We start from the raw sequence: 21,414 nt of genomic DNA, 5'->3' as shown, positions 1-21,414 counted from the left end.
ATAAAAAGAAACCCCAAGCACAGTTTAAAAGTGCATAAAACAACAGGAATGAAGATGCGCAGTCTCAAATTTGCGGCGCTGATAGCCGCCGTCTCGTGGTTTGTTAACCCCTCCTACGCACAGCAGTTGGCTGGCGAAAAGTCATTACTTCCCGAAGCGAACTACAGTAATTCAGAAGTGACTGTTGAGCAGGTCCTGGGTTATCCGCTTGGCACTAAAATTACCAGCCCGGCCGACATGAGCCGTTATTTTGAAGCTCTGCAGCAGGCTTACCCCAAACAAGTAAAATTGCTAGAGTACGGCAAAAGCTGGGAAGGGCGTACGCTTTATTACGCGGTTATTTCCAGTGAAGACAATATGGCTGACTTTGACGGTTTTATGAAGGGCATGCAGGCCTTAGCCGACCCGCGCAAAACCGACAGCGATAAGGCTGAGCAGTTAATTGACGAATTGCCCGGTAGTATCTGGCTGTCCTATGGCGTTCACGGCAATGAAATTTCGTCACCGGAAGCCGCTATGGTAACCGCCTATCATCTGCTGCATGACCAGCGTGAGCAGACCCAACGCTGGTTAGATAACACCATGGTATTCATTGACCCACTGCAAAACCCGGACGGACGTGCCCGCTTTGTCGATCGTTACTACATGAGTGTTGGGCTGGAGCACTCGGGTGACCGCCGCAGTGCGGAGCACAACGAACCCTGGCCTAACGGGCGCACTAACCACTACCTGTTTGATATGAATCGTGACTGGATAGCGCTGACTCAGCCTGAAATTAGCGGGCAAATAGATGCCTTATTAAAATACTATCCGCTGGTGTTTGTTGATCTGCATGAGATGGGTGGCGATTCCACTTATTACTTCACCCCAGAGGCTAGGCCTTATAATCCACTGATTACCGAGTCACAACGTGAAACGCTGAACTGGATTGGTAAAAATAACGGCCAATGGTTCGACGAAAAGGGCTTTGATTATTTTACCCGCGAAATTTTCGACGCGTTTTACCCGGGCTACGGTGCCAGTTGGCCGCTGTATCAGGGCTCAGTTGCAATGACCTATGAGATGGCTTCAGCGCGCGGGCATTTGTTTGACCGTACAGACGGTGACGTACTGACCTACGCCGACGGTGTTCAGCAGCATTTTATAGCGTCTATCTCGACTATTCAGACAGTTTCCCAACGCCGCGAAGCCTTATTGCAGAAGTTCTGGGAATACCGCAAGTCAGCGGTCGAAGCAGGTGAAGACGGTGATGTCCGCTCTATTATTCTGCCCGCCAAGGGCGACCCGGCTGCCGCTCGTAAATTAGCCTCTTTACTGGTTGAACAGGGCGCAGAAGTGAAGCAGGCGAAAAAGGCGTTTGATGTGTGCGGTACTGATTATGAAGCTGGTGCTTATATCATTGATATGGCACAACCTGCACACCGCATGATACGCACCTTAATGGATAAGCAAGTGGATATGGCGGATGACTTCCTGGCAGAGCAGGAGCAGCGCCGTAACAATAACCTGCCGGACCAAATTTACGACGTAACCGGTTGGTCACTGCCGTTGATGTTCAATGTCGACAGCCACACTTGCGATGACTTACCTGACGTCGCCACAGCCTTTGTAGAAGAAGGTCGTATTGAGCCTGGCAAAGTGACTAACCCGGACGCCAAAGTGGCCTTTTTGGTTCGTTGGGGGGATATGAATGCAGGACGTTTTCTCACTGCTGCGTTGCGCGAAGGTCTGGAGGTTCGCCAAAGCGAATTAGCCTTCACCCACGAAAGTGCGGGTGAATTCCCCAGTGGCTCATTGATTTTAACCCGCGCTGACAACTCTGATGACTTGCAGACTAAATTACAAAAACTCGCTGAGGCGTCAGGCGCAACCGTTGAAGGTGTTGATACAAGCTGGATGACAGAAGGGCCTAACTTTGGTTCGCACAACGTAAGCAAACTGGAAGCACCGAATATTGCTATTGCCTGGGATGAGCCGGTTAGCCCTTACAGTGCAGGGCATACCCGCTTTGTGATTGAACGTCAGATGGGGTACCCGGTAACGGCCATTCGCACCATGCAACTGTTGCAAAGTGACTTTAATGGGCTGGATGTTCTGATACTACCGGAAGGTGCATACTCTAGCGTGCTTAACGACAAAACTGTGGAGAAGATTCAACAGTGGGTGTCAGACGGCGGTGTGTTGCTGACCTTAGGCAGCGCTTCTGCCTGGGCGGTTGAAACCGGTCTGCTTAATACCCAGCTGGAACGCAAAGTGCCGGAAGAAGGCGTTACTGAGCCTGATGAAGAAATTAAAGTAGACGGCAAAGTGATTGAAAGCCGCGAGCAGTTCTTAACGGAAATAAAACCGCACGGCGCTGACCCCGACTGGGTGCCGGGTGCTTTGCTAAATACCGAAGTAGATACAGACCACTGGTTAAGCGCCGGTGTTAAACCGCAGGTTGTGAGTATTTATAACGGTAACGACGTATTTACCCCCATTGATATTGATCACGGTCGCAACATTGCGTGGTTTGCTGGCGCGGATAGCCTGTTAGCCAGTGGCTTTTTGTGGGACGATATAGCTCAGCAATTACCTTACAAACCGCTGTTAATGTGGCAGCCAAGCGGTAAAGGCATGATTATCAGCTTTACTCAGGAACCCACGTACCGTGCCTATATGGACGGCTTAAATACCTTGCTGATGAACGCCTTGTTCCTGGCACCGGCAAAAGCACAATAGGAGTCTTACATGGCACAGTTTGGAGTTATTGGTCTGGGCCGCTTCGGCGCCCGGACATCACTGGAATTATTAGAGCTAGGCCATGAGGTTATTGGCGTTGATGCGGACGAGAAGCTGGTTGAAGAACTTGCCGATCAGCTCACGCACTCGGCAATCTGTGATGTTACCGACGAGAAAGCACTGAAGGAGCTCGACTTATCGAATTGCGACGTGGTTCTGGTTGCTATTGGCGAGGATTTGCAGGCCAGTTTGTTGTGTGTACTGCACTTAAAAACTATTGGTGTTGAGACCATATGGGCAAAAGCTACGTCTAAGTCGCATCACCAAATTTTGTCAAAACTTGGGGTAAGTCGCATTATTCACCCGGAAGAAGAAATGGGCATAAGAGTTGCTCAGGCTCTGAATTACCCCATGGTTAATGAGTACATGTCGCTTGGACATAACTGGTTTTGTGTCGAAATCGCATTAGGTGAAAACCTTGAAGGTAAAACACTAAACGACATTTTGCCCGATAATACCGATAACTTTCATTTGCTGTTATTAAAAAAACGGGACGAAGTAACGGCTACACCGAGCCCGGAAACAACCATAGAAGGCCATGAAACTCTGGTTATGGCGGGTAGCTTAAAAGCGCTGAAGTCAATCGCACCGAAGTTGGTCGAAGAGTCATGAAGCAATGGTTACCCTCTTTTTTTATGGCGTACACCAGAGCCAGACGGAGCCAGCATAAAAAGCTTAAAGTAGGCCCGCCGGTTGTTCTTGCTGGCGGCTTTTTCGTCTTAATTTTGCTGGGTGCCTTATTACTAAAACTTCCTTTTGCGACTGTTGAACCTATTACCTGGCTAGAAAGTCTGTTTACTGCGGCATCGGCAGTCACAGTAACCGGACTGGTGGTAGTCGATACCGGTCAGGCGTACACCCCTTTCGGACTCACCGTTATTGCAATTTTGATTCAGACTGGCGGCATTGGCTTTATGACATTTGCCATTCTGGCGGTTATGTCTATGGGCGGAAACATTGGTATTAGCTATCAGCTCGTTGCAAGGGAGGCGATGCAGCAGACCAGCTTAAAAAATATTGCTAAGACTGCCAGAACCGTTTTCTATCTGGCATTAATTGTCGAGCTTCTGGGAACCGTAGTTTTGACGCTGACCTGGTGGGGGGAGTTTGGTTTCTGGGGAGCGTTAGGCGAGGCTGCTTTTTATTCAATATCAGCTTTTAATAACGCGGGGTTCGCCCTCTCTGCAAACAGCTTAAGTGACTACGTTGGCAGTATTCCCGTGAACTTAGTTGTTACGTTCATGTTTATTGTCGGCGGCTTAGGTTTTTCAGTATTGATGAATATATTCGAGAAGCGGCGTTGGCATCAATTCTCGGTATATACACGCAGTATTCTCATAGCCACTCTTTTAATTAATATTCTTTCTGCCTTTATCTTTTGGTTATTGGAGCATAGTAACCCTGACACCCTGGGGTCTTTATCAACATTACAGCAGACTTTAGCCTCCTGGTTTCAGGCGACAACGCCACGAACAGCGGGCTTCAATACGGTTGATATTGGACAACTGCGCGAACCGACATCCATGTACATTATGTTGTTGATGTTTATTGGTGGCGGCTCAATGAGTACTGGCGGCGGTATTAAGTTAGGTACTTTCATTGTTTTGATGATGGCGACATACGCGTTTCTGCGACGCAGACAGCACGTGACATTAATGCAGCGTAGTATTGAACAGCAAATGGTGATGAAAGCTCTGGCTGTCTCAATGATTACGCTGCTAATGGCGTTTCTCGGTATCTTTTTTCTAATGATTTTGAATCCGCTGCCGTTTATAGATGTAAGCTTTGAGGTTTTATCGGCATTGGCGACGGTAGGACTGTCACGAGGAATAACGGGCGAGTTAACTGAAGTAAGCCAGATTTTAGTCATTATTCTGATGTTTGCCGGACGGGTAGGGCCGCTGACTTTAGTGTACTTTTTAACAACTCCACACCGAAAAAGAGTCCGCTACCCGAAAACTGAAGTACAGGTGGGGTAGTTTGCTAAATACAGAGTAATTTTAAGAGACTGCTCATAAAAAACAATAACAAGAGAAGCTCCGAAGATGCTGAATAAATTAAAGTTCACGCAAAAAGTCATTATTGTTGCGTCGTTGATACTGGTACTCGTGCTGGGAGTCTTCACGCTGACCAACTTTTTGCAGATGTCGAATCAAACCCGCAGTAATTTGCAGCATCAAATGCAGGCTTTGTCTGACTCAGTATCGAACAATATTTCCCAATGGTTTAATGACCGCATGAGCATTGTTCAGGCAACCGCCGATGCTTACCGTGTTGATGATTCCACAGACCGTGCTTTAGAGCGGGTTCAGCAGTCCAAAGCCGCTGGTAAGTTTAAAAATGTGTATTACGGTTTGCTCGACGGTACTTTTCTGCTCGATGATCCCAGCATCGACCTGCCGGACGATTACGATGCCCGCAGCCGTCCCTGGTATCAGCTGGCGGTTGATGAGGGGCAGCCAACCTATACTGCGCCTTATATTGACGTTACCACCAATGAGTTGACCATTACCGCGGTGGTGCCCATGCGTCGTGATGGCCGTCTGGTGGGTGTTGCCGGTGGCGATATGATGCTGGATGAGATTTCTGAGATTGTTAACGACATCGATTTTATGGGTCTGGGTTATGCTTTCCTGGTAAGTGGTGACCGTAATATTCTGGCACACCCAGATGAAGACTGGATTGAAAAATCTGTGAACGATTACGCTGGTCAGTCAGTTGCTTTTAGTTCTGATTTTTCCGAATACCGTATTGATGGAGCGGACCGCCTCGTGTCATTCCATAAAATAAAAGGTATTCAGGGAGTTGAATGGTATCTGGGAGTGGTTATTGACCGCGAACAGGCCTACAGCAACGTGTCATCCTTTGCCTGGACCGCTATTGTTTACCTGATTATTGGCATTGTGGCAGTAGTGGTGTCATTAACCTGGTTATTGCGCTTATTACTGAAACCTTTGCGTCGTTTAAATGAGGCCGTAACCGATATGGCCCGCGGCGAGGGCGATTTAACGCAGCGGCTGCCGGTTGAATCCGACGATGAGTTTGGCCTTGTTTCACGCCGTATGAACGAGTTTATTGAGAAAATCCAGCAAGCCTTGCTGGAAGTGAATGCAGCCGCACAACAAGTGGAAGGCAACATTCGCAGCATGGTTAAGGCAAGTGACGATTCAATGGATATAGGCAGTGAACAGGCCGGAAAAGCTAGCTCTGTTGCAACGGCGGTGAATGAACTGGGCGCCAGTGCTAATGAAATTGCCGAAAATGCCGCAAAAGCCTCTGAACAGGCAAGCTTCGGTACCGAAAAAGCGTCATCTGCCCGAGACTCTTTGCAACATAACCGCCAACAAATTCAGCACTTGTCGGAACGTATGGATGCCTCCAGCCAGGCAATTCATACTCTGGATGAAGACACCCAGAACATTGGTAAGATCATTGAGGTTATTAAAGGCATTACTGAGCAGACCAACTTGCTGGCTCTAAATGCGGCTATTGAAGCGGCACGAGCAGGGGAAGCCGGTCGCGGTTTTGCGGTGGTTGCGGATGAAGTGCGCAGTCTGGCTCAGCGGACTTCGTCATCAGCGGGTGAAATTGAAACCATGATAGAACGGGTCAGAGCCGGAACGCGCAGCGTTGTTCAGGTTATTCAGGAAAGTCAGGAAATAAGCAGTGCCTGCGTGTTAAGCGCGGAAGAGTCTGCTGAGCATATGTCCGAAATTAACGCTATCATTGTAACTATTGATGACGTGAATCATTCAGTCGCGTCAGCAACCGAACAGCAGACGTCAGTGATCCAAACGCTTGATCGTGACATTATGGATATTAGCAGTATGAACGATCAGAGTGTCGACAATCTAAATAATACTAAGCGGGCTTGCCGTGAACTGAATACGGCATTTGAACGCTTGGAACAATTGGTGACACAGTTTAAACTGAATTGATCGAAATCAACTATTGGAGCAAACCTATGAACAAAGCATGGATGATTGGCGCCATAGCACTACTTGGCGGACCTGTTCTGGCAACAACGGCGCAGGCAGTAGAACGTACAGAAGCATCAGAGCAAGCCCAGGCTTATATTATTTCTCCGCAAAACGGGGAAGTGGTTGGTAAAACCTTTAAAGTGAAGTTTGGCTTAAGCGGTATGGGCGTAGCGCCGGCAGGTGTCGATGTGAAGAATACCGGACATCACCATTTGCTGGTTGATAAAGACGAACTACCAGCCATGGACAAGCCTATGGGCGGTGATGTGACTCATTTTGGTGGTGGCCAGACGGAAACTACCGTGACTTTAGAGCCGGGTGAACATACGCTACAAATTATCTTAGGCGATAAGAACCACGTACCGCATAACCCGGCCGTGGTTTCAGAAAAAATCACTATTACAGTGAAATAAGACTAATCCAGCTCGAGTTCGAGTTGTAATTGCTCGTTGGGGTCAGGCAATGTTGCACTGATCCCCAACAGCCTTACCCCTTTCCCTTTTCCACGCTGCCAGGCTTCATCTAATAACTGATAAAACAGGCTGGGTGAAATAAACTGGGCACTACGGGAGACCGTTGTTTGTGTGAAGTCAGAGAATTTCAGCTTTAGTGTTTGGCTACGGATGGGCTGCTCGCGCCAGTGAGTAATTTTCATTCGTTGACGCAGTTTCGGTAGCAAATTGTCCTGAACATAAGCCTGAGCTGTCGATTCCAGTCGCATATCCGTTGCTAGAGTTTGTTCAACCCCGACACTTTTGCGAATGCGCTCTGTAACAACTTCGCGGCGATCCCGCCCATGGCAGCGCTCAAATAGTACATACCCGGCTTTATCACCAAGAATGGCCTGTAATTGCTGCAGTTCTATATTCTGAATGTCTTTTCCTGTGGTGAGTCCATAGTTAGTGAGCACTTGCTGACTTTTAGGTCCAACACCCGGAATTTGCTTGAGGTTTAATGCCGCAATGTAGTCGAGAACTTCTGCCGGGCGAACCACAAACTGACCATCGGGTTTGCGCTCTTCGCTGGCAATTTTGGCTACCATTTTCTGGTTTGAAATGCCGGCAGAGCCGGTTATTCCCAGCGTCTTAATTTGGTCACGAACAAAGTCCATGGCCAAAGTTGCGCTGCCTTTAAAGCCTTCCAAATGAGTTAAGTCCAGATAAAACTCGTCAATAGAAGCAGGTTCAATGCGAGGTGTGAGTTCATGCAAAATATCCAGCACTTTGTCGGACAGTTCTCGGTAGTAGTTGCCGTCGGGTCGTATAAAGGTTAATTGCGGGCACAAACGGCGGGCATGACTACCCGGCATCGCGCTTTTAACGCCAAACTGACGAGCCAGATAATTTGCCGTTGCAACGACCCCTCGTGCACCACCGCCACCGACAGCAAAAGGGCGTGTTTTCAGGCTTGGATCGCGTAATTCTTCAGCCGAAGCAAAGAACGCATCCAAATCCAGCAAAGCTATTTTGCGAGCAATTTCAGCCAAGTGTTTATCCTTTGCACATTTGTGGTTATAATCGCATCCACTAACTGGGCGTGCAAGAACACCAGCCATTTGTAGGAGAAACCAGTGAAAGCTATGAATTCATTTTTCGTTAAGAGCGTTTTAGGCACTATTTCAATGCTGTTTGCGCTGAGTATTAGTGCGGCATCAGTGCAGGATGATATGTCACGTGAAGCGATTGCAGAGCGTATTAAGCCTTTGGGAAAACATTATGTGGCTGGTGAAAGCAGTGCTGCTGAAGAAAGCAGTGGACCGCGTTCAGGCCAGCAAGTTTATGATAAGTACTGCACAGCCTGCCATACCAGTGGTGTTATGGGAGCTCCAAAAAGAAACAACGCTGCCGACTGGCAACCACGTTTAGACCAGGGCATGGAAACGGTATTGAAGCACGCAGTTGAAGGTTTTAATGCCATGCCGCCTAAAGGAACCTGTAGCGACTGCTCAGAAGAAGAAATTCAAGCTGCAATAAATTACATGACTGAAGAAATTTAGTTTTATTTGCATCTTCAGTAACAAAAGGCCACCACCCGGTGGTCTTTTTTGTGTCAATCGACGTTAATTCGCTCTCTTAACTTCCTTCGCTAATTAATTTTTAACCAGATCTTTTCTATTTTTTGACACAGGTCTATACTGTACGACTGTTACTAAACGCAACAAGTGTTAACAAAATGTATTTCGCGGCAAGGAGTGTCAGTGTCTAAGGTTGAACCTGAATGACAGACCGTACGCATAGCGAGGAACAGCTTCAGAATATAAAAACTGAAAATGAACGCTTGCACAAAGTCATCGCCCGCCTAAAGGGGTTGACCCAAAAATATCGGTCTGCTGAAGTCGTACAAAAAGCGCTGTTCCGAATATCGGAACTGGCGGCTTCTGCGCGCGAAATGGACAACTTTTATCAGTCTCTGCACGAAATTATCGGCGAGCTGATGTACGCCCGTAATTTTTATATTTGCCTTTACGAACCTCAGGAAGAGCTGGTCGATTTTGTTTATTTTGTCGATGAAATTGATCAGGACACCTTATTTGAACGCATTCCTATAGAGCAATTGAAGAAAGGCTTAACGGGTTATGTTTTGCGAAAAGGCCAGTCTTTGCTTTGCCCGCCGGAAGTGTACCAACGCTTAATTGATAACGCCGAAATAGAAGGCTTAGGGGCAGAACATCAGGACTGGTTAGGTGTTCCGTTAAAACGTGGTGACGTGACCATAGGTGTTATGGTGGTGCAGAGCTACAGCGCTGACGTTCGTTATGACGCCTCAGATGAAGATTTGCTTACCTTTGTATCGCAACACGTGGTGAATGCCTTAGAGCGTTTAAAGCAGCGCGACTTAATGCAAAGCGAAATAGAGCACCAGACAGCTGAACTACGCCATGCGAATGAAAGCTTAATGAGCGAGATTACCATTCGTGAAAGGGCTGAGCAGCAAACCTCGGTGCTCTTTGCTATTTCCGAGCTGACCAATACCTCTGACGATATGAACGCCTTTTATCGTCAGTTGCACAGGCAAATCGGTAAATTGATTCATGCCGACAACTTCTTTGTCGCGCTTTTATCAGACGATAAAAAGTTTATACATTTTCCCTACCATGTTGATGAAACAGGCGCTAAAGCCGAACGCCGACGAGTCGGTAAAGGTTTAACCGAATACGTTATTAAGATGCGTGAACCGGCCTTTATCGACGCCCCTGTACGTCAAAAACTGCTGAAGAAAAACGAGATTGAGCTGGGCTACGGTGGCATGAAACTGGCTAAGCAATGGCTCGGTAGCCCCTTAATGATGAACGGGCAGGTGTTTGGGGTTATTGCGGTCCAGACCTACGACGGTGACTTCTTATACCATAGTGATGATTTAGAACTACTGAACTTTGTTTCGCAGCACGTTGCCGTGGCCATTGACAGAAAACGCTCAGCGGAAGAAATTCAGCGAGTAAACCAGTTCCTTGAAAAGAAAGTGGCGGAGCGTACCGAAGAGCTGGTGTCCGAAATAGAACGACGGAAAAAAACCGAATCCAGCTTATTCCACGCAGCGCACCACGATAACCTGACCGGCTTACCTAACCGCATATTGTTCAATGAACGTTTGCAGCAGGCCGTGGCACATAAACGACGGCACCCTGAGCACCATTTTGCGGTGCTATTTGTTGACCTGGACCGCTTTAAAAATATAAACGACACGCTTGGGCACTCTGCCGGCGATGAGTTCTTGCTGGAAGTGAGCAAGCGTATTGGTGACTGCGTACGTGACAACGACATGGTGGCGCGCTTAGGTGGTGATGAATTCGTTATTCTGCTGGATACCATTACCAGTATTGATGACGCTAAAGACGTTGCCAAGCGCATGATCCAGCAAATGAGTGAACCTTTCCATCTGAACGGACAAGAGCATTACTCCGGCGCCAGTATCGGTATTGCCGAGTGTCTGGAAGAGACCGATTCGGCTGAACGGCTGTTACGCGACGCAGATGCCGCCATGTACCAGGCTAAAGGTATGGGGCGCGGGCGCTACGTATTATTTGATGACAGCATGCATGAAAACTTAGTGGACAGTGTTCGTAAAGAAACGGCGCTGCGCCATGCGAAAGTTGAGAAAGATTTCGCTGTCAGTTTTCAGCCAATAGTGAATTTAACAACAGGCGAGGTCAAGGCCATAGAAGCTAAGTTGGAGTGGGAAGACCCACGCTACAGCTTTAACAGTGAAGAGCTGTTACCTCTGGCCGAGCGCACCGGCCTTATTGTGAAGCTTGACCGCTTTGCTTTACGGGCAGCCAGCCAGTGGCTTGTTGAAAATAGTGTCAGTGCTGAAACTATGCTGCACCTGAATTTATCTGTGCGGCATTTATTGAAAACCAGTCACCTGAATGAGCTGGTGAATATTGTGACTGAAAGCGGTGTTAAACCAGAGAACATCGCACTGGAATTTGATGAAACCGACCTGGTCAGAGACGGCCGCCGGGTACTGGCCAGTTTAAGACGGCTTTCCGAATTTGGCTTTAAGCTCGTTATAGACAACTTTGGCAGTGGCTCCGGGCCGCTTCAATTCTTGTATAACTTTCCGTTTACCATACTTAAGCTGGATCACCATTATATTGCTCGTTTGAGCAGCAATAACAGGGCGCAGGCCATGTTAAAGCACATTGTGACCTTGTGTCATGAGCTCGATATTGCTGTTTATGCCGATGGACTGGAAACTGAAACGCAAAAAAATGATGTGGAAAAGCAAGGTGTTATGATGGGGCAGGGCAGCTTCATTGACGAAAACTATGAAGGCACTGTAGCCAAAGACGACGACACCTCTTTCGTATCCGCTTAGCTTGGCACTACTTTTTCAGTGCGTTTTTCAACATTTCCAAACCCTGACTTCGTTGCTCTTCACGTTCCTCGTCGGACTTTTGCTTGCGGTGTTCCCATTCTAAATCGTCCTGCGGTAACTCCAGCAAAAAGCGGCTGGGTTGTGGCTCCGTTTTTTCGCCAAACTGACGGCGCTCTTTAGCCATAGTAAAGACTAACTTATGTTGGGCGCGGGTAATGCCGACGTAAGCCAGGCGGCGTTCCTCTTCAATGTTATTTTCATCAATACTGCTTTGGTGAGGAAGCAGGCCTTCTTCCATACCCACTAAAAACACTTGTGGAAACTCCAGACCTTTGGAAGCATGCAAGGTCATTAGCTGCACCTGTTCAAACTGCTCGTCGTCTTCGTTACGGGACATCATATCGCGCAGTGACAAGCGGCTGACCACCTGATTCAATTCCATGGGTTCATGTTCGGCGTCGCCTTTTAGCATGTCCGATACCCAGCGGTGCAGTTCGTACACGTTTTTAATCCGCATTTCGGCGGCTTTCGCGCTGGGGCTTTGCTCAAACAACCAGTCTTCGTAGCCAATTTCGCTTAGCAGTTGTTTTACTGCGTCACTGGCGTCTTCCTGATGATCGGCTCGGCGGGCCAGGGTATCTATCATGTTGCGGAACACGTCCACATGCTGAAACACACCGGTGCTAAGCTGCGTTTTTAAATGGGGCGACTGACAGGCTTCAAATAAGCTGCAACCTAACTCCTGCGACAAGCGGCCAATACGCTCAACGGTCTGCGGGCCAATGCCGCGCCGCGGGGTATTAATAATGCGCAGAAAGGCGGTGTCGTCGGTAGGGTTCACCAGCAACCGCAGATACGCCATAATGTCTTTGACTTCCGCGCGGGCAAAGAACGACTGACCACCGGTAATTTTATAAGGGATGCGGTTGTTCATCAGCGCTTTTTCAAACAAGCGCGACTGGTGATTACCCCGGTATAAAATAGCAAAGTGATGATACGGCGTTTTGCGAAGGAACCGTTGTTTTACAATTTCGGCAACCACACGCTCTGCTTCATGCTCTTCGTTACGACCAAAAATAACGCTTATCGGCTCGCCGTACTGCATTTCTGAGAACAGCTTTTTCTCAAATACGTGTGGGTTGTTCTCAATGAGAATATTGGCGGCTTTCAGAATACGCCCGTGCGACCTGTAATTCTGCTCCAGCTTAACCACGTCCAGCTGTGGGAAGTCCTGCTTCAACAAGGCCAGGTTTTTAGGCTGCGCACCACGCCATGAATAAATGGACTGATCGTCGTCGCCCACCACGGTAAAGCGAGCGCGTTCGCCCACCAGTAACTTGACCAGTTGGTACTGGCTGGTGTTGGTGTCCTGATATTCGTCCACCAATAAATACTGAAACTTTTTCTGCCAGCGTGCGCGGGCGTTCTCGTTGGTCGCCAGTAACTGCGTCGGCAGGCGGATCAAGTCATCAAAGTCCACGGCATTACAGGCACTCAGGTTGTTTTGGTATTGCTGGTAGACCTGAGCAAAGGCTTTTTCCCGATCGTTTCCGGCTTTTTGTAGAGCCAGCTCCGGCGACAGCATGGCGTTTTTCCAGTGGCCTATCTGGTGCTGACAGGCTTGAATCAGCGCTTTGTCGCCCTCAAATACCTCTTCAGTCAGGGCGTTAAGCAGGGCGTAGGTGTCCTGGTCGTCAAATAATGAAAAGCCGGGCTTAAACCCCAGAGTGCTGAGTTCCCGACGAATAATATTCAGCCCCAGAGTATGAAAGGTGCACACGGTTAAACCGCGCAGTTGAGCTTTCGGCAAGGTTTGCGCTATACGCTCTTTCATTTCTTTGGCGGCTTTATTGGTAAAAGTCACTGCACCAATTTGCCGGGCGGTGTAAATTTGCTGGCGGATCAGGTACGCAATTTTCTCCGTTATTACCCGGGTTTTGCCACTACCGGCGCCGGCAAGCACCAATAAAGGGCCCTGGATGTAATGTACAGCCTGGTTCTGGCGATCGTTCAGCATGGGCGCCGCGGAGTTCCTGATTCGTGAAAAAGCTGATAAGAAGCTCGGATTTTACCTGAATCTCCTGCTAAGCTAAACGCATAAGCAACGATTTACACAAAGAGAGACTTATGGACAACAAAACAATAGAGAATATTGCTCGCCAAATTAACGACAGCATGCCTGCAGGCGTCAAAGAACTGGCCGGCAATATGGAACAGCGCGTTAAACAAACCCTGCAGTCACAGCTATCTAAGCTGGACTTAGTCACCCGCGAAGAGCTGGATGTGCAGCAGCAAATGTTACTGCGCCTGCGCGAGCGCGTGGAGTTGTTGGAAAAAGAGCTGGAAGCGACCAAGAACCAGAACAAGGACTAAGTCAGACGTATGATCCAATGGATTAGTGGGAAAGTTGTCGAGAATTACCGTTGGAGTTCTGGCGTTTTCAGTTTAAGAGTTGTGGCTGAGCCGTTTGATTTTAAGGCCGGGCAGTTTGTGCGTTTGGGTTTGAATATTGGCGGTGAACAGTTGTTGCGCGCCTATTCACTAGCCAGCGCTCCGGGCGAAGCCATACTGGACTTTGTGATTGCCGAAGTGGAAGACGGCGAGGTCAGTACCAAGTTAGCTCAGTTACAGCCGGGTGACAGCGTGGACATAACTCAGCCCGCAGGTGGCTTTTTCACGCTGGACGAAGTGCCGGACGGCGACAGCTTGTGGATGCTCTCTACCGGAACCGGCATTGGGCCGTTCATTTCTATGCTAAGAACCGAAAAGCCGTGGGAACGATTTAAACGGATTAATCTGGTGCACGGTGTACGCGTGGCAGAAGACTTAGTGTATCAGAGCCAAATAGAGCAGTGGCAACAAGAATACCCCGGGCAACTGGGCTACCAGCCGGTGATTACTCGTGAAAACATTCCGGGTGCTTTCTCTGCACGTATTCCTGAACTGATCAGCTCTGGTCAATTAAGTGATGCACTCGACACACCGCTGAATACCAGCGCGCAGGTGATGCTTTGTGGTAACCCCGACATGATAAAAGAGTCACGCGCCGCGCTAGCTGAATTGGGGCTTGCTAAAAACACTCGGCGTAAGCCTGGTAATGTTACGTCTGAAAACTACTGGTAATGGTTATATTTGAAACGTTTTCAAGGTGTTTGGGGCGGCAAACTTAATCGCCACTAGTTCACTTTCTTCATTATCTCTATAGCCTGATTTAGCAACGCCTTAAGGCTAGCTCCTACGAAATTGGGCTTTAAATTTCTCCAATCGGCTTTTTGCCTGCTCGTTATCAGTGAATGCGAACTGGCCAGACTCTAATTTCTGGAATGCCTGATTGACTTGTTCTGTAAGCCAGTTTTCCTGCGATAGCTGTTTTCGACGCTCTACTGCCTTCTGCGGCGCTAAGCGCTTTGTTTGTTCATCAATACGAAACTGAATTTTTGTTCCCATGATGGTTCTCTTATAAAAGTGCAGGCATAAATGCTAGTGTGCTTTGGAAGTATTATCAAATTATAGCTCTCAATTTATTCGTCAAACCTGGAAACTTGTCACTATCGTTATATTCCAAAAAATAGCAGGTCGATAGCTGCGGTGATTCTATCTCTGTCGTGGGATAAGTCGTCGACCACGTGAGTAAGCTGAGTTCTTGAAATACTGGCCATATCTTGTGTCATCAATGCGAATGTCTTTCCCTCAACGGTAACATCCGGGTTCAGCTTGGTGAGTTGGAAGGATTCAGCCAGCGGAGCGGGTATCAAAGGTATCACTAAGGTTGTCGCTAAGGCTGACAGCAGGTCACTCTGCACATCAATAAGATAGGGGTAGGTTGTGCGTGTCGCTGTATTGTTATTGGCGTAGACGGCGAATTGACTCATTAGAATTTTCGCACGCTGTCGCTGAATGTTCCGTTGCGCTCTACAAATTGATTATACGCTTCCATTGCGTCAGAGTTTTCCTTCAGCCAATGCGCTTGTTCTTTTAAACGAATTTGTTCCTTCAATGCAGACTCAAGTGTCGCCGATAAATTGATATCAAGCGATTTTGCTTTTGCCAGAAGTTCAGCGTTAATACTGACATTTGTCGGCTTCTTTGCAGGAGAAGCAGTTGTGTAAGCAGCCATTTTATCACCTGTTATTAAAAATTCGTAATCCATGCGCATCAACTATGCGCATGGATTATAGCAGAGTTAACTTCAGATGGTTAACCCTTTATCCTTGAGGCTTCATATCAGGCTGGTGATGAACACTGATTAATTCAGATTGAACTGTGTTGTCGCTATTTCTTCCAGCTTGTCATAAGGGATGTAACCAGGCATTACCTGCTGACCAATGATAATAGTCGGTGTGCCGCGAAAGCCTAAATCGCGAAACGCCGACATATTTTTGCGGATAACCGCCTCGCTCTCGCCGGACGGTGACAAAAAGGCCTCGGTACTCGTGACTTGCGCAACACTTTGCAGTGAATCAGCGGTGTGCATGCCCGACTTTTTCATCATTAAGTTGTGAGCTTCAAAGAATGCCTTAGGGTCATTGCGCCAAAGGTTTAGCCCATAAAGAGCTGAGTTGGTTTTGAGCCCATCAACCTGCTGTTGGCGCAATGGCACAAAAATGTTCACAACCTGAATAGACGGGTATTCCTCAATCAGTTTATGAAGGCCAGGCTCTAACTTCTTGCAAAACGGACAGTTGTAGTCGGTAAACACAATGATTTTATGCGGCGCATCTTGGTCACCTAAAATTGGATGTGCCGCCGACTGATACAGCCATTCCTGGTGGTTAGCAAAGGCATTTTTCTGCTCACTTTGCTGTTCTAAAAAGCGCTGCAAGCCTCTGTGAATGTTTGAGATTAGCTGCGGGTTTTCACGCAATAGCTGTTCGACTTTCTCCAAACCTTCTTCTTGTTGTGGGTTTAAATCTTGCGCAAATACGTTGCTGCTAAAGATAAAAGCAACGATGAAAAACGTTTTATAGATAAAATTCATACAACTTTCCTACTTAAAAATGAGTTACTTCAAAAAAACTGGTGAAACCAAAGACGAATAAACAAACCGGGAGGTGTTGTGACTCCGGCTGTCGCCGAAACAATGTCACCGTTTTCAATAATGATGATGGTTGGCGTGGCAGATACCTGCCAGCCGTTTGATACGCGGTTGAGGTTGTCGTTAACAATAGGAAACTCATACCCTTTCGCCTGCGCGTAATGCTTCAATTTGTCATTGTTGCCAGAGCGCAGTGCCACGCTAATGGTCGGGTAGTGGTTGCCAACGTAATCAACTGTAGGCGAGACCGCCGGGCAAACAGGGCACCAGGTTGCCCAGAAATACAGCACAACCGGGCTGTCCTTGCTCATCTCGCGTAAGTTGTATTGCTCGCCGTTTATGTCCGTTAGTGACGACAGCTCAGCCGGCACAGACTCCGGCACGTCACTATTACGAAAGGCATCGACTACGAAAGCGACGACCGAGAACAGGACAATATAAAGCGCTGCGGTTCGTAGCCGCTTTGTCCACGACGTTTTGGCTTTGTTATTGCTCACGAGCATCCTCCAGCGCGTCCATGACTTTGTCTTTACTGAGCACTACGGGCAGCGTTATACCGTCCGGAGCGCCGGGTCCGTAGACTTTGTTAAAGGGCACACCAAAGGTATTGTTGGCCTTTAAGTATTGCGTGATGCGCTCGTTGGCTTTGGTCCAGTCGCCGCGCAGGCGGGTGACATGTTCCTGACCTAAGGCTGTAAATACCGGGTCTTGCAGTAATACGCCGACTTTATTGGCCTGGCAGGTCACACACCAGTCTGCGGTCACATCCACAAACACGGTTTGGCCACTGGCAACGGCTTCATCAATACGCTGCTGGGTTAGTGGCTGCCAGTGGTGGTCCTGTGGTAGTTTGTTGACCCAACGATCCGCGGTAAGAATTAACGTCGTACCGACAATGGCAGCTAATACTAAAAAGCCACCAATGGATAAAATCAGCGCTTTGCGGCCATGCACTTTACCAATAATCACCAATGTCAGAACCGACAAACCGACGGTTAGTGCCAGGAATACTTCGTTGCTGATAAAGTTTTTCAGCAAGGTTGTCAGCCAGACCGTGGTTGCCAGCATCATAGTGGCGAAAATGGGTTTTACCCACTGCATCCAGCGACCGGGTTTGGGCAGTAATTTTGCGGTTCTCGGGAACACGGCTATAAGTAACCAGGGTAGCGCCATACCAACCCCAAGCGCGGCAAAAATCAGCAGAATAACCGATGACTCAGCAGCTAATGCAAAGGCCACTGCGGTGCCTAAAAAAGGCGCTGTACAAGGTGTTGCCAAAAAGGTGGCCAGCATGCCTTGCAGGAAGTGCCCTTTGTAGCTGTCATCGCCGGCGGTTGCGGCACTGGTACTCAAAGAAGACGGCAATTTAAACTCAAAGGCGCCCATTAAGTTCAGTGCGAACAGCCAGGTAATAGCCACTAGTGCGGCAATAAAGTAAGGGTTCTGAAATTGAATACCCCAGCCGACAGAACCGCCTGACCAGCGAAGCGCCATAAGCCCCAGGGCAATGACCAGAAACGAGCTGATAATACCTAATGACGACGCGAAAAACTGCTTACGCACGACCTTCGGTTCTTGTACTCCTGACAGCATCAGGCTCTGAACTTTCAAACCCAGTACCGGCAACACGCAAGGCATAATGTTCAAAATAAGCCCACCAGCTAATGCCATAAGTAAAATGGCCCACAGCGGCGGTGCGTTATTAGCAATAGTGCCTGCGGTTAGCTGAATCTTATATTCAGCGGCAAACTTTTCATCACTGACTGTCGCTATAAGTTCAGCGCCGTTTAGGTCCGGCAGATCCAGCCAGTGACTAACGTCAACATTCGCCGTGAGCGAATTGCTTTCCACCTGAATATCTGGTGATGAAAACTCTGCGTCGGCCAAAGTCTCGTCGTTGCTGTGTATAAACAGCTGTGGGTTTTGCCAGCCACTGTCACGCTCTATGGTCAATTGAACGCGCTGGTTGGCGTCGGACCAAATAGCCTGCTTCACGTTATTGCTGTCGTATTCGCGAGGCACCTTGCCCGTGGCCTGATTAAAGGCAAACGCGCGATCACTGTCGACGGTCAGGGTGTCCAGATCAACGTGCACGTCAATTGGGTAGTCCGTTAACACACAAACGGTGGTACAGGACGACATAGTCAGTGTACCGCTAATGTTTGCCTGCCGGGCATCGGGGCTTAGTTGTACCATTAACGGAAAGGTCAACGATCCCTGATACCCAACGGTATCAATACCCTGAATGCTGTAGCGCGAGGGCACCGGCCAGTGCCACTCAATATCGTTAATATTGGCTGATTTAGCCCAGTCAAAGGTTGGCGGTATGCCGCCTTCGCCGGGTGAACGCCAGTAGGTTTTCCAGCCTTCATCCAGCTCAACATGCAGCAGGGCGGGTAGTAGGTTGCGCTCAGCTTCATAGTGGCCGGTCAGTTCTAGCTTCACCGACACCGGTGGATGATCTTCATGACTCAGCCAACCGGTAGACGGCGTTTCTGCTAGGCTTTGCGCGCTGTAAATCAGCAGCGCAGCAATAAGCGATACGAGCCATAACGGTAAAATTTTATTCATACATTACTCCTGAAGTTAGTATTCCAAAGGTAAAAACCTGTTGGAAGCCTTACTCCAGAAAGCAACAAAATACGGCGTGGGGTCGCCTTTTACAGGAAAAGAAAAAGAGGGGAGGCGCTAATTGCTTGTTCACAGTGGCTTTCAGCGCCAAAGTCAGAAGAACAAAGAAAGACAGTGCCGCGTAGGTTATGTCTGACTTGAATTGTTGCAATAAGTGCGTTGTCTTGTCGCAGTCGGCTTCGGCGCCTTCGTGTTTTGCTTCCAGGTCCGCATGGCTTCCTACAAGCTGTTCAGCCGCGGGTGCAGCCTGATGCTTAGGACAGCCTTCCAGCCAACCAAAGTTTTGTCCCCAACACAGCATAAAAACCAGGAATAGCAATGGTGCTATATACCGACCTTTTCGACACTGTTGATTCAGTTGGTGGAACATGGCTTTTGGTGACCCTTGGTTATTCGGTTTACTCTTAATTAAGGCAAGATGATGACAGAAGTGGGTATAAAAGCAAGTGAGAGAAGGAATGATATCGGTCGTTGCTTGAAGTGTTTAGCTTACAGACAGGAATTTTCCCAAGGCTTATAGTTACGCCGTTGTTTAGTCACGGAGAGACAGATGGCGTTAGCGCGAGTTTATACCCGGGCATTGATAGGTATTCATGCGCCGGAAATTCGGGTTGAAGTGGATCTGGCAAGGGGAATGCCAGGCTTTACTATGGTCGGCATGCCGGCAACCACGGTTAAGGAGGCTCGTGATCGGGTCAAAACCGCCTTGATGAACGCGGGATTTGAATACCCGCCAGCCACGCGTGTTACAGTGAATTTGGCGCCAGCGGATATCCCCAAAACCGGGGCGCGTTATGATTTGGCCATAGCGGTGGGGATATTGGCGGCTTCGGGACAAATACCGGACAGTATTTTAGAGCAAGCAGAATTCTATGGTGAGCTGGCGTTAACCGGCGAGTTGCGGGCTGTGAATGGTTTAATCCCAGCCTTATTGGCGTGTCGTAATAAAAAGCGGCAGGCGTTTGTGCCTATTGCTAACGAGCAGGAAGCCGGGTTAGTACGTGAACAAAAGAGCTGGTTGTCGGCCGATTTGGTCAGTGTTTATGAACATTTGCACGATCACCAGCCACTGAGGGAATCAAAGCCGATAAATTGGGCAAAGGAATCATCGAACCATGATGGCGACTTAGCCGACGTGGTTGGGCAGGAGCAGGCAAAACGAGCTTTGTTGTTGTCGGCGGCCGGTAAGCACCACTTGTTGTTCGTCGGGCCACCAGGTACGGGAAAAACCATGCTGGCGCAACGGCTTAATGGCATATTACCTCCACTGACCGAGCAGGAAGCCATGGAAATTGCGGCGGTTAAGTCGGTGTCTTTTGATTACCATCATGCGGACGCTCTGACCCGGCGAGAACTGAGATCTCCTCATCATACTTGTACTGCTGCGGCGTTGGTCGGAGGGGGCGCGGGTAATTCTGTTCGTCCGGGAGAAATATCCTTAGCAAACAATGGGTTATTATTTTTAGATGAGATGCCCGAGTTCAGTCGACATGTATTGGACTGCTTACGTGAACCACTCGGAAGTGGTGAAATTACCATTAGTCGTGCAGGATACAACGTCAAATTCCCGGCTAATTTTCAGCTGGTTTGCGCGCTGAACCCTTCGCCCTGCGGTCAATTCGATGGCTCTTTAGCTAACTGCCGTTCTACCCCGGATCAAATCTTAAAATACTTAAGTAAACTCTCAGGACCGCTGTTAGATCGTATTGATATACAGGTGATGGTGCCCCGAGAGAGCGAGTCTATGAGTTTAAAGGGGGCAACTAAGCACAAGACTCAGCCCATGACCTCATTACAAGCAAAAAGCTTAGTCGAGAAAGCTCGGCATCGCCAACTAATGCGACAAGGTTGCTTAAACAGCGAGTTAAAACCAAAAGTGTTAAAGCAGATATGTTTTTTGTCTGAACAAAGCGAAGCTTTTTTGGCAAAAGCGGCCGAGAAAATGAAATTGTCGCATCGGGCCTATCACCGAACACTTCGTTTAGCCCGAACCATTGCCGATTTAGCCGACAGCAAAAAAATAGAACAACAGCATCTGGCAGAGGCATTGAATTATCGTGCGTTGGATCGGCTTATCGAGCAGGTGCAGAGCTTATGATGCTGCCGCATCAGGTTCGGTCCCAATTTATTTATGAGCCTTTTGTATATACAGATGTATTACGCTACAAT

The 21,414-nt window shown here is 48.4% G+C and carries 19 protein-coding genes; 10 read left to right on the top strand and 9 right to left on the bottom strand.

The annotated features are described in order from the left end of the window. Positions 1–54: 54 nt before the first annotated feature. From DET62_RS02660 to DET62_RS02640, 5 genes are all read left to right on the top strand, one after another. Positions 55–2,721 (top strand): M14 family zinc carboxypeptidase, encoded by a 2,667-nt coding sequence (locus DET62_RS02660; protein ID WP_110013004.1) that lies wholly within the window; start codon positions 55–57, stop codon positions 2,719–2,721. A 9-nt stretch (positions 2,722–2,730) separates the two neighbouring features. Then, positions 2,731–3,393: a TrkA family potassium uptake protein gene (locus DET62_RS02655; RefSeq protein ID WP_110013005.1), complete on the top strand. Its 663-nt coding sequence runs from the start codon at positions 2,731–2,733 to the stop codon at positions 3,391–3,393. Further along, on the top strand, positions 3,390–4,760 hold the full coding sequence (locus tag DET62_RS02650; RefSeq protein ID WP_110013006.1) for a potassium transporter TrkG: 1,371 nt from the start codon (positions 3,390–3,392) through the stop codon (positions 4,758–4,760). Before DET62_RS02655 ends, DET62_RS02650 begins: the two co-directional genes overlap by 4 nt. A gap of 66 nt (positions 4,761–4,826) precedes the next feature. Further along, complete coding sequence (locus DET62_RS02645; protein ID WP_110013007.1) at positions 4,827–6,719, top strand: methyl-accepting chemotaxis protein; 1,893 nt, start codon at positions 4,827–4,829, stop codon at positions 6,717–6,719. A 26-nt stretch (positions 6,720–6,745) separates the two neighbouring features. Beyond that, entirely contained in the window at positions 6,746–7,174 is a 429-nt protein-coding gene (locus tag DET62_RS02640; RefSeq protein WP_110013008.1) for a DUF4399 domain-containing protein, read from the top strand. Between the two features lie 2 nt (positions 7,175–7,176). On the opposite strand, the gene dinB is transcribed toward DET62_RS02640, so the two are convergent. Further along, complete coding sequence (gene dinB, locus DET62_RS02635) at positions 7,177–8,247, bottom strand: DNA polymerase IV (RefSeq protein WP_110013009.1); 1,071 nt, start codon at positions 8,245–8,247, stop codon at positions 7,177–7,179. Between the two features lie 84 nt (positions 8,248–8,331). Here dinB and DET62_RS02630 point away from each other — a divergent pair, with 84 nt between their 5' ends. After that, positions 8,332–8,757 carry a cytochrome c5 family protein gene (locus DET62_RS02630; RefSeq protein ID WP_011233468.1) on the top strand — a complete coding sequence of 142 codons (426 nt, stop codon included), beginning with the start codon at positions 8,332–8,334 and terminating at the stop codon, positions 8,755–8,757. Positions 8,758–8,978: 221 nt separating this feature from the next. After that, positions 8,979–11,579 carry a diguanylate cyclase gene (locus tag DET62_RS02625; protein ID WP_110013010.1) on the top strand — a complete coding sequence of 867 codons (2,601 nt, stop codon included), beginning with the start codon at positions 8,979–8,981 and terminating at the stop codon, positions 11,577–11,579. 7 nt (positions 11,580–11,586) lie between these two features. On the opposite strand, the gene rep is transcribed toward DET62_RS02625, so the two are convergent. Next, a complete protein-coding gene (gene rep, locus DET62_RS02620; RefSeq protein ID WP_110013011.1) occupies positions 11,587–13,596 on the bottom strand; it encodes a DNA helicase Rep in 2,010 nt (669 codons plus the stop codon). Between the two features lie 110 nt (positions 13,597–13,706). On the opposite strand from rep, the gene DET62_RS02615 reads away from it, so the two are divergent. Beyond that, complete coding sequence (locus tag DET62_RS02615; protein WP_011233471.1) at positions 13,707–13,952, top strand: accessory factor UbiK family protein; 246 nt, start codon at positions 13,707–13,709, stop codon at positions 13,950–13,952. Between the two features lie 9 nt (positions 13,953–13,961). After that, complete coding sequence (locus DET62_RS02610; protein ID WP_110013012.1) at positions 13,962–14,702, top strand: ferredoxin--NADP reductase; 741 nt, start codon at positions 13,962–13,964, stop codon at positions 14,700–14,702. Positions 14,703–14,807: 105 nt separating this feature from the next. Here the strand turns inward: DET62_RS02610 and DET62_RS02605 are convergent, their stop codons facing one another. The 7 genes from DET62_RS02605 to DET62_RS02575 form a co-directional block, all read right to left on the bottom strand. Then, positions 14,808–15,026 carry a hypothetical protein gene (locus DET62_RS02605; protein WP_034818974.1) on the bottom strand — a complete coding sequence of 73 codons (219 nt, stop codon included), beginning with the start codon at positions 15,024–15,026 and terminating at the stop codon, positions 14,808–14,810. A 107-nt stretch (positions 15,027–15,133) separates the two neighbouring features. Further along, the gene (locus DET62_RS02600) at positions 15,134–15,451 is read right to left on the bottom strand and encodes a CcdB family protein (RefSeq protein ID WP_034818972.1); all 318 of its coding nucleotides are present in this window, start codon (positions 15,449–15,451) and stop codon (positions 15,134–15,136) included. Then, positions 15,451–15,696 (bottom strand): type II toxin-antitoxin system CcdA family antitoxin, encoded by a 246-nt coding sequence (locus DET62_RS02595; protein WP_034819139.1) that lies wholly within the window; start codon positions 15,694–15,696, stop codon positions 15,451–15,453. Before DET62_RS02595 ends, DET62_RS02600 begins: the two co-directional genes overlap by 1 nt. Positions 15,697–15,825: 129 nt before the next feature. Further along, complete coding sequence (locus DET62_RS02590; RefSeq protein WP_110013013.1) at positions 15,826–16,557, bottom strand: DsbA family protein; 732 nt, start codon at positions 16,555–16,557, stop codon at positions 15,826–15,828. Positions 16,558–16,586: 29 nt separating this feature from the next. After that, on the bottom strand, positions 16,587–17,117 hold the full coding sequence (locus DET62_RS02585) for a protein disulfide oxidoreductase (RefSeq protein WP_243833594.1): 531 nt from the start codon (positions 17,115–17,117) through the stop codon (positions 16,587–16,589). Then, positions 17,101–19,185, bottom strand: coding sequence for a protein-disulfide reductase DsbD domain-containing protein (locus tag DET62_RS02580; RefSeq protein WP_110013015.1), 2,085 nt, complete (start codon positions 19,183–19,185; stop codon positions 17,101–17,103). Before DET62_RS02580 ends, DET62_RS02585 begins: the two co-directional genes overlap by 17 nt. 49 nt (positions 19,186–19,234) lie before the next feature. Next, the gene (locus DET62_RS02575) at positions 19,235–19,615 is read right to left on the bottom strand and encodes a hypothetical protein (protein WP_011233477.1); all 381 of its coding nucleotides are present in this window, start codon (positions 19,613–19,615) and stop codon (positions 19,235–19,237) included. A gap of 180 nt (positions 19,616–19,795) precedes the next feature. Here DET62_RS02575 and DET62_RS02570 point away from each other — a divergent pair, with 180 nt between their 5' ends. Then, positions 19,796–21,343, top strand: a complete 1,548-nt coding sequence (locus DET62_RS02570; RefSeq protein WP_110013016.1) for a YifB family Mg chelatase-like AAA ATPase — start codon at positions 19,796–19,798, stop codon at positions 21,341–21,343. The last annotated feature ends 71 nt before the right edge of the window (positions 21,344–21,414 follow it).

This window comes from Idiomarina sp. H2, from assembly GCF_004364275.1.
In the GTDB taxonomy this organism is placed as follows: Bacteria; Pseudomonadota; Gammaproteobacteria; order Enterobacterales; family Alteromonadaceae; genus Idiomarina; species Idiomarina loihiensis.
Note: the sequence above shows the minus strand (reverse complement) of the source record. Positions and strands in the feature narration are given on the sequence as shown.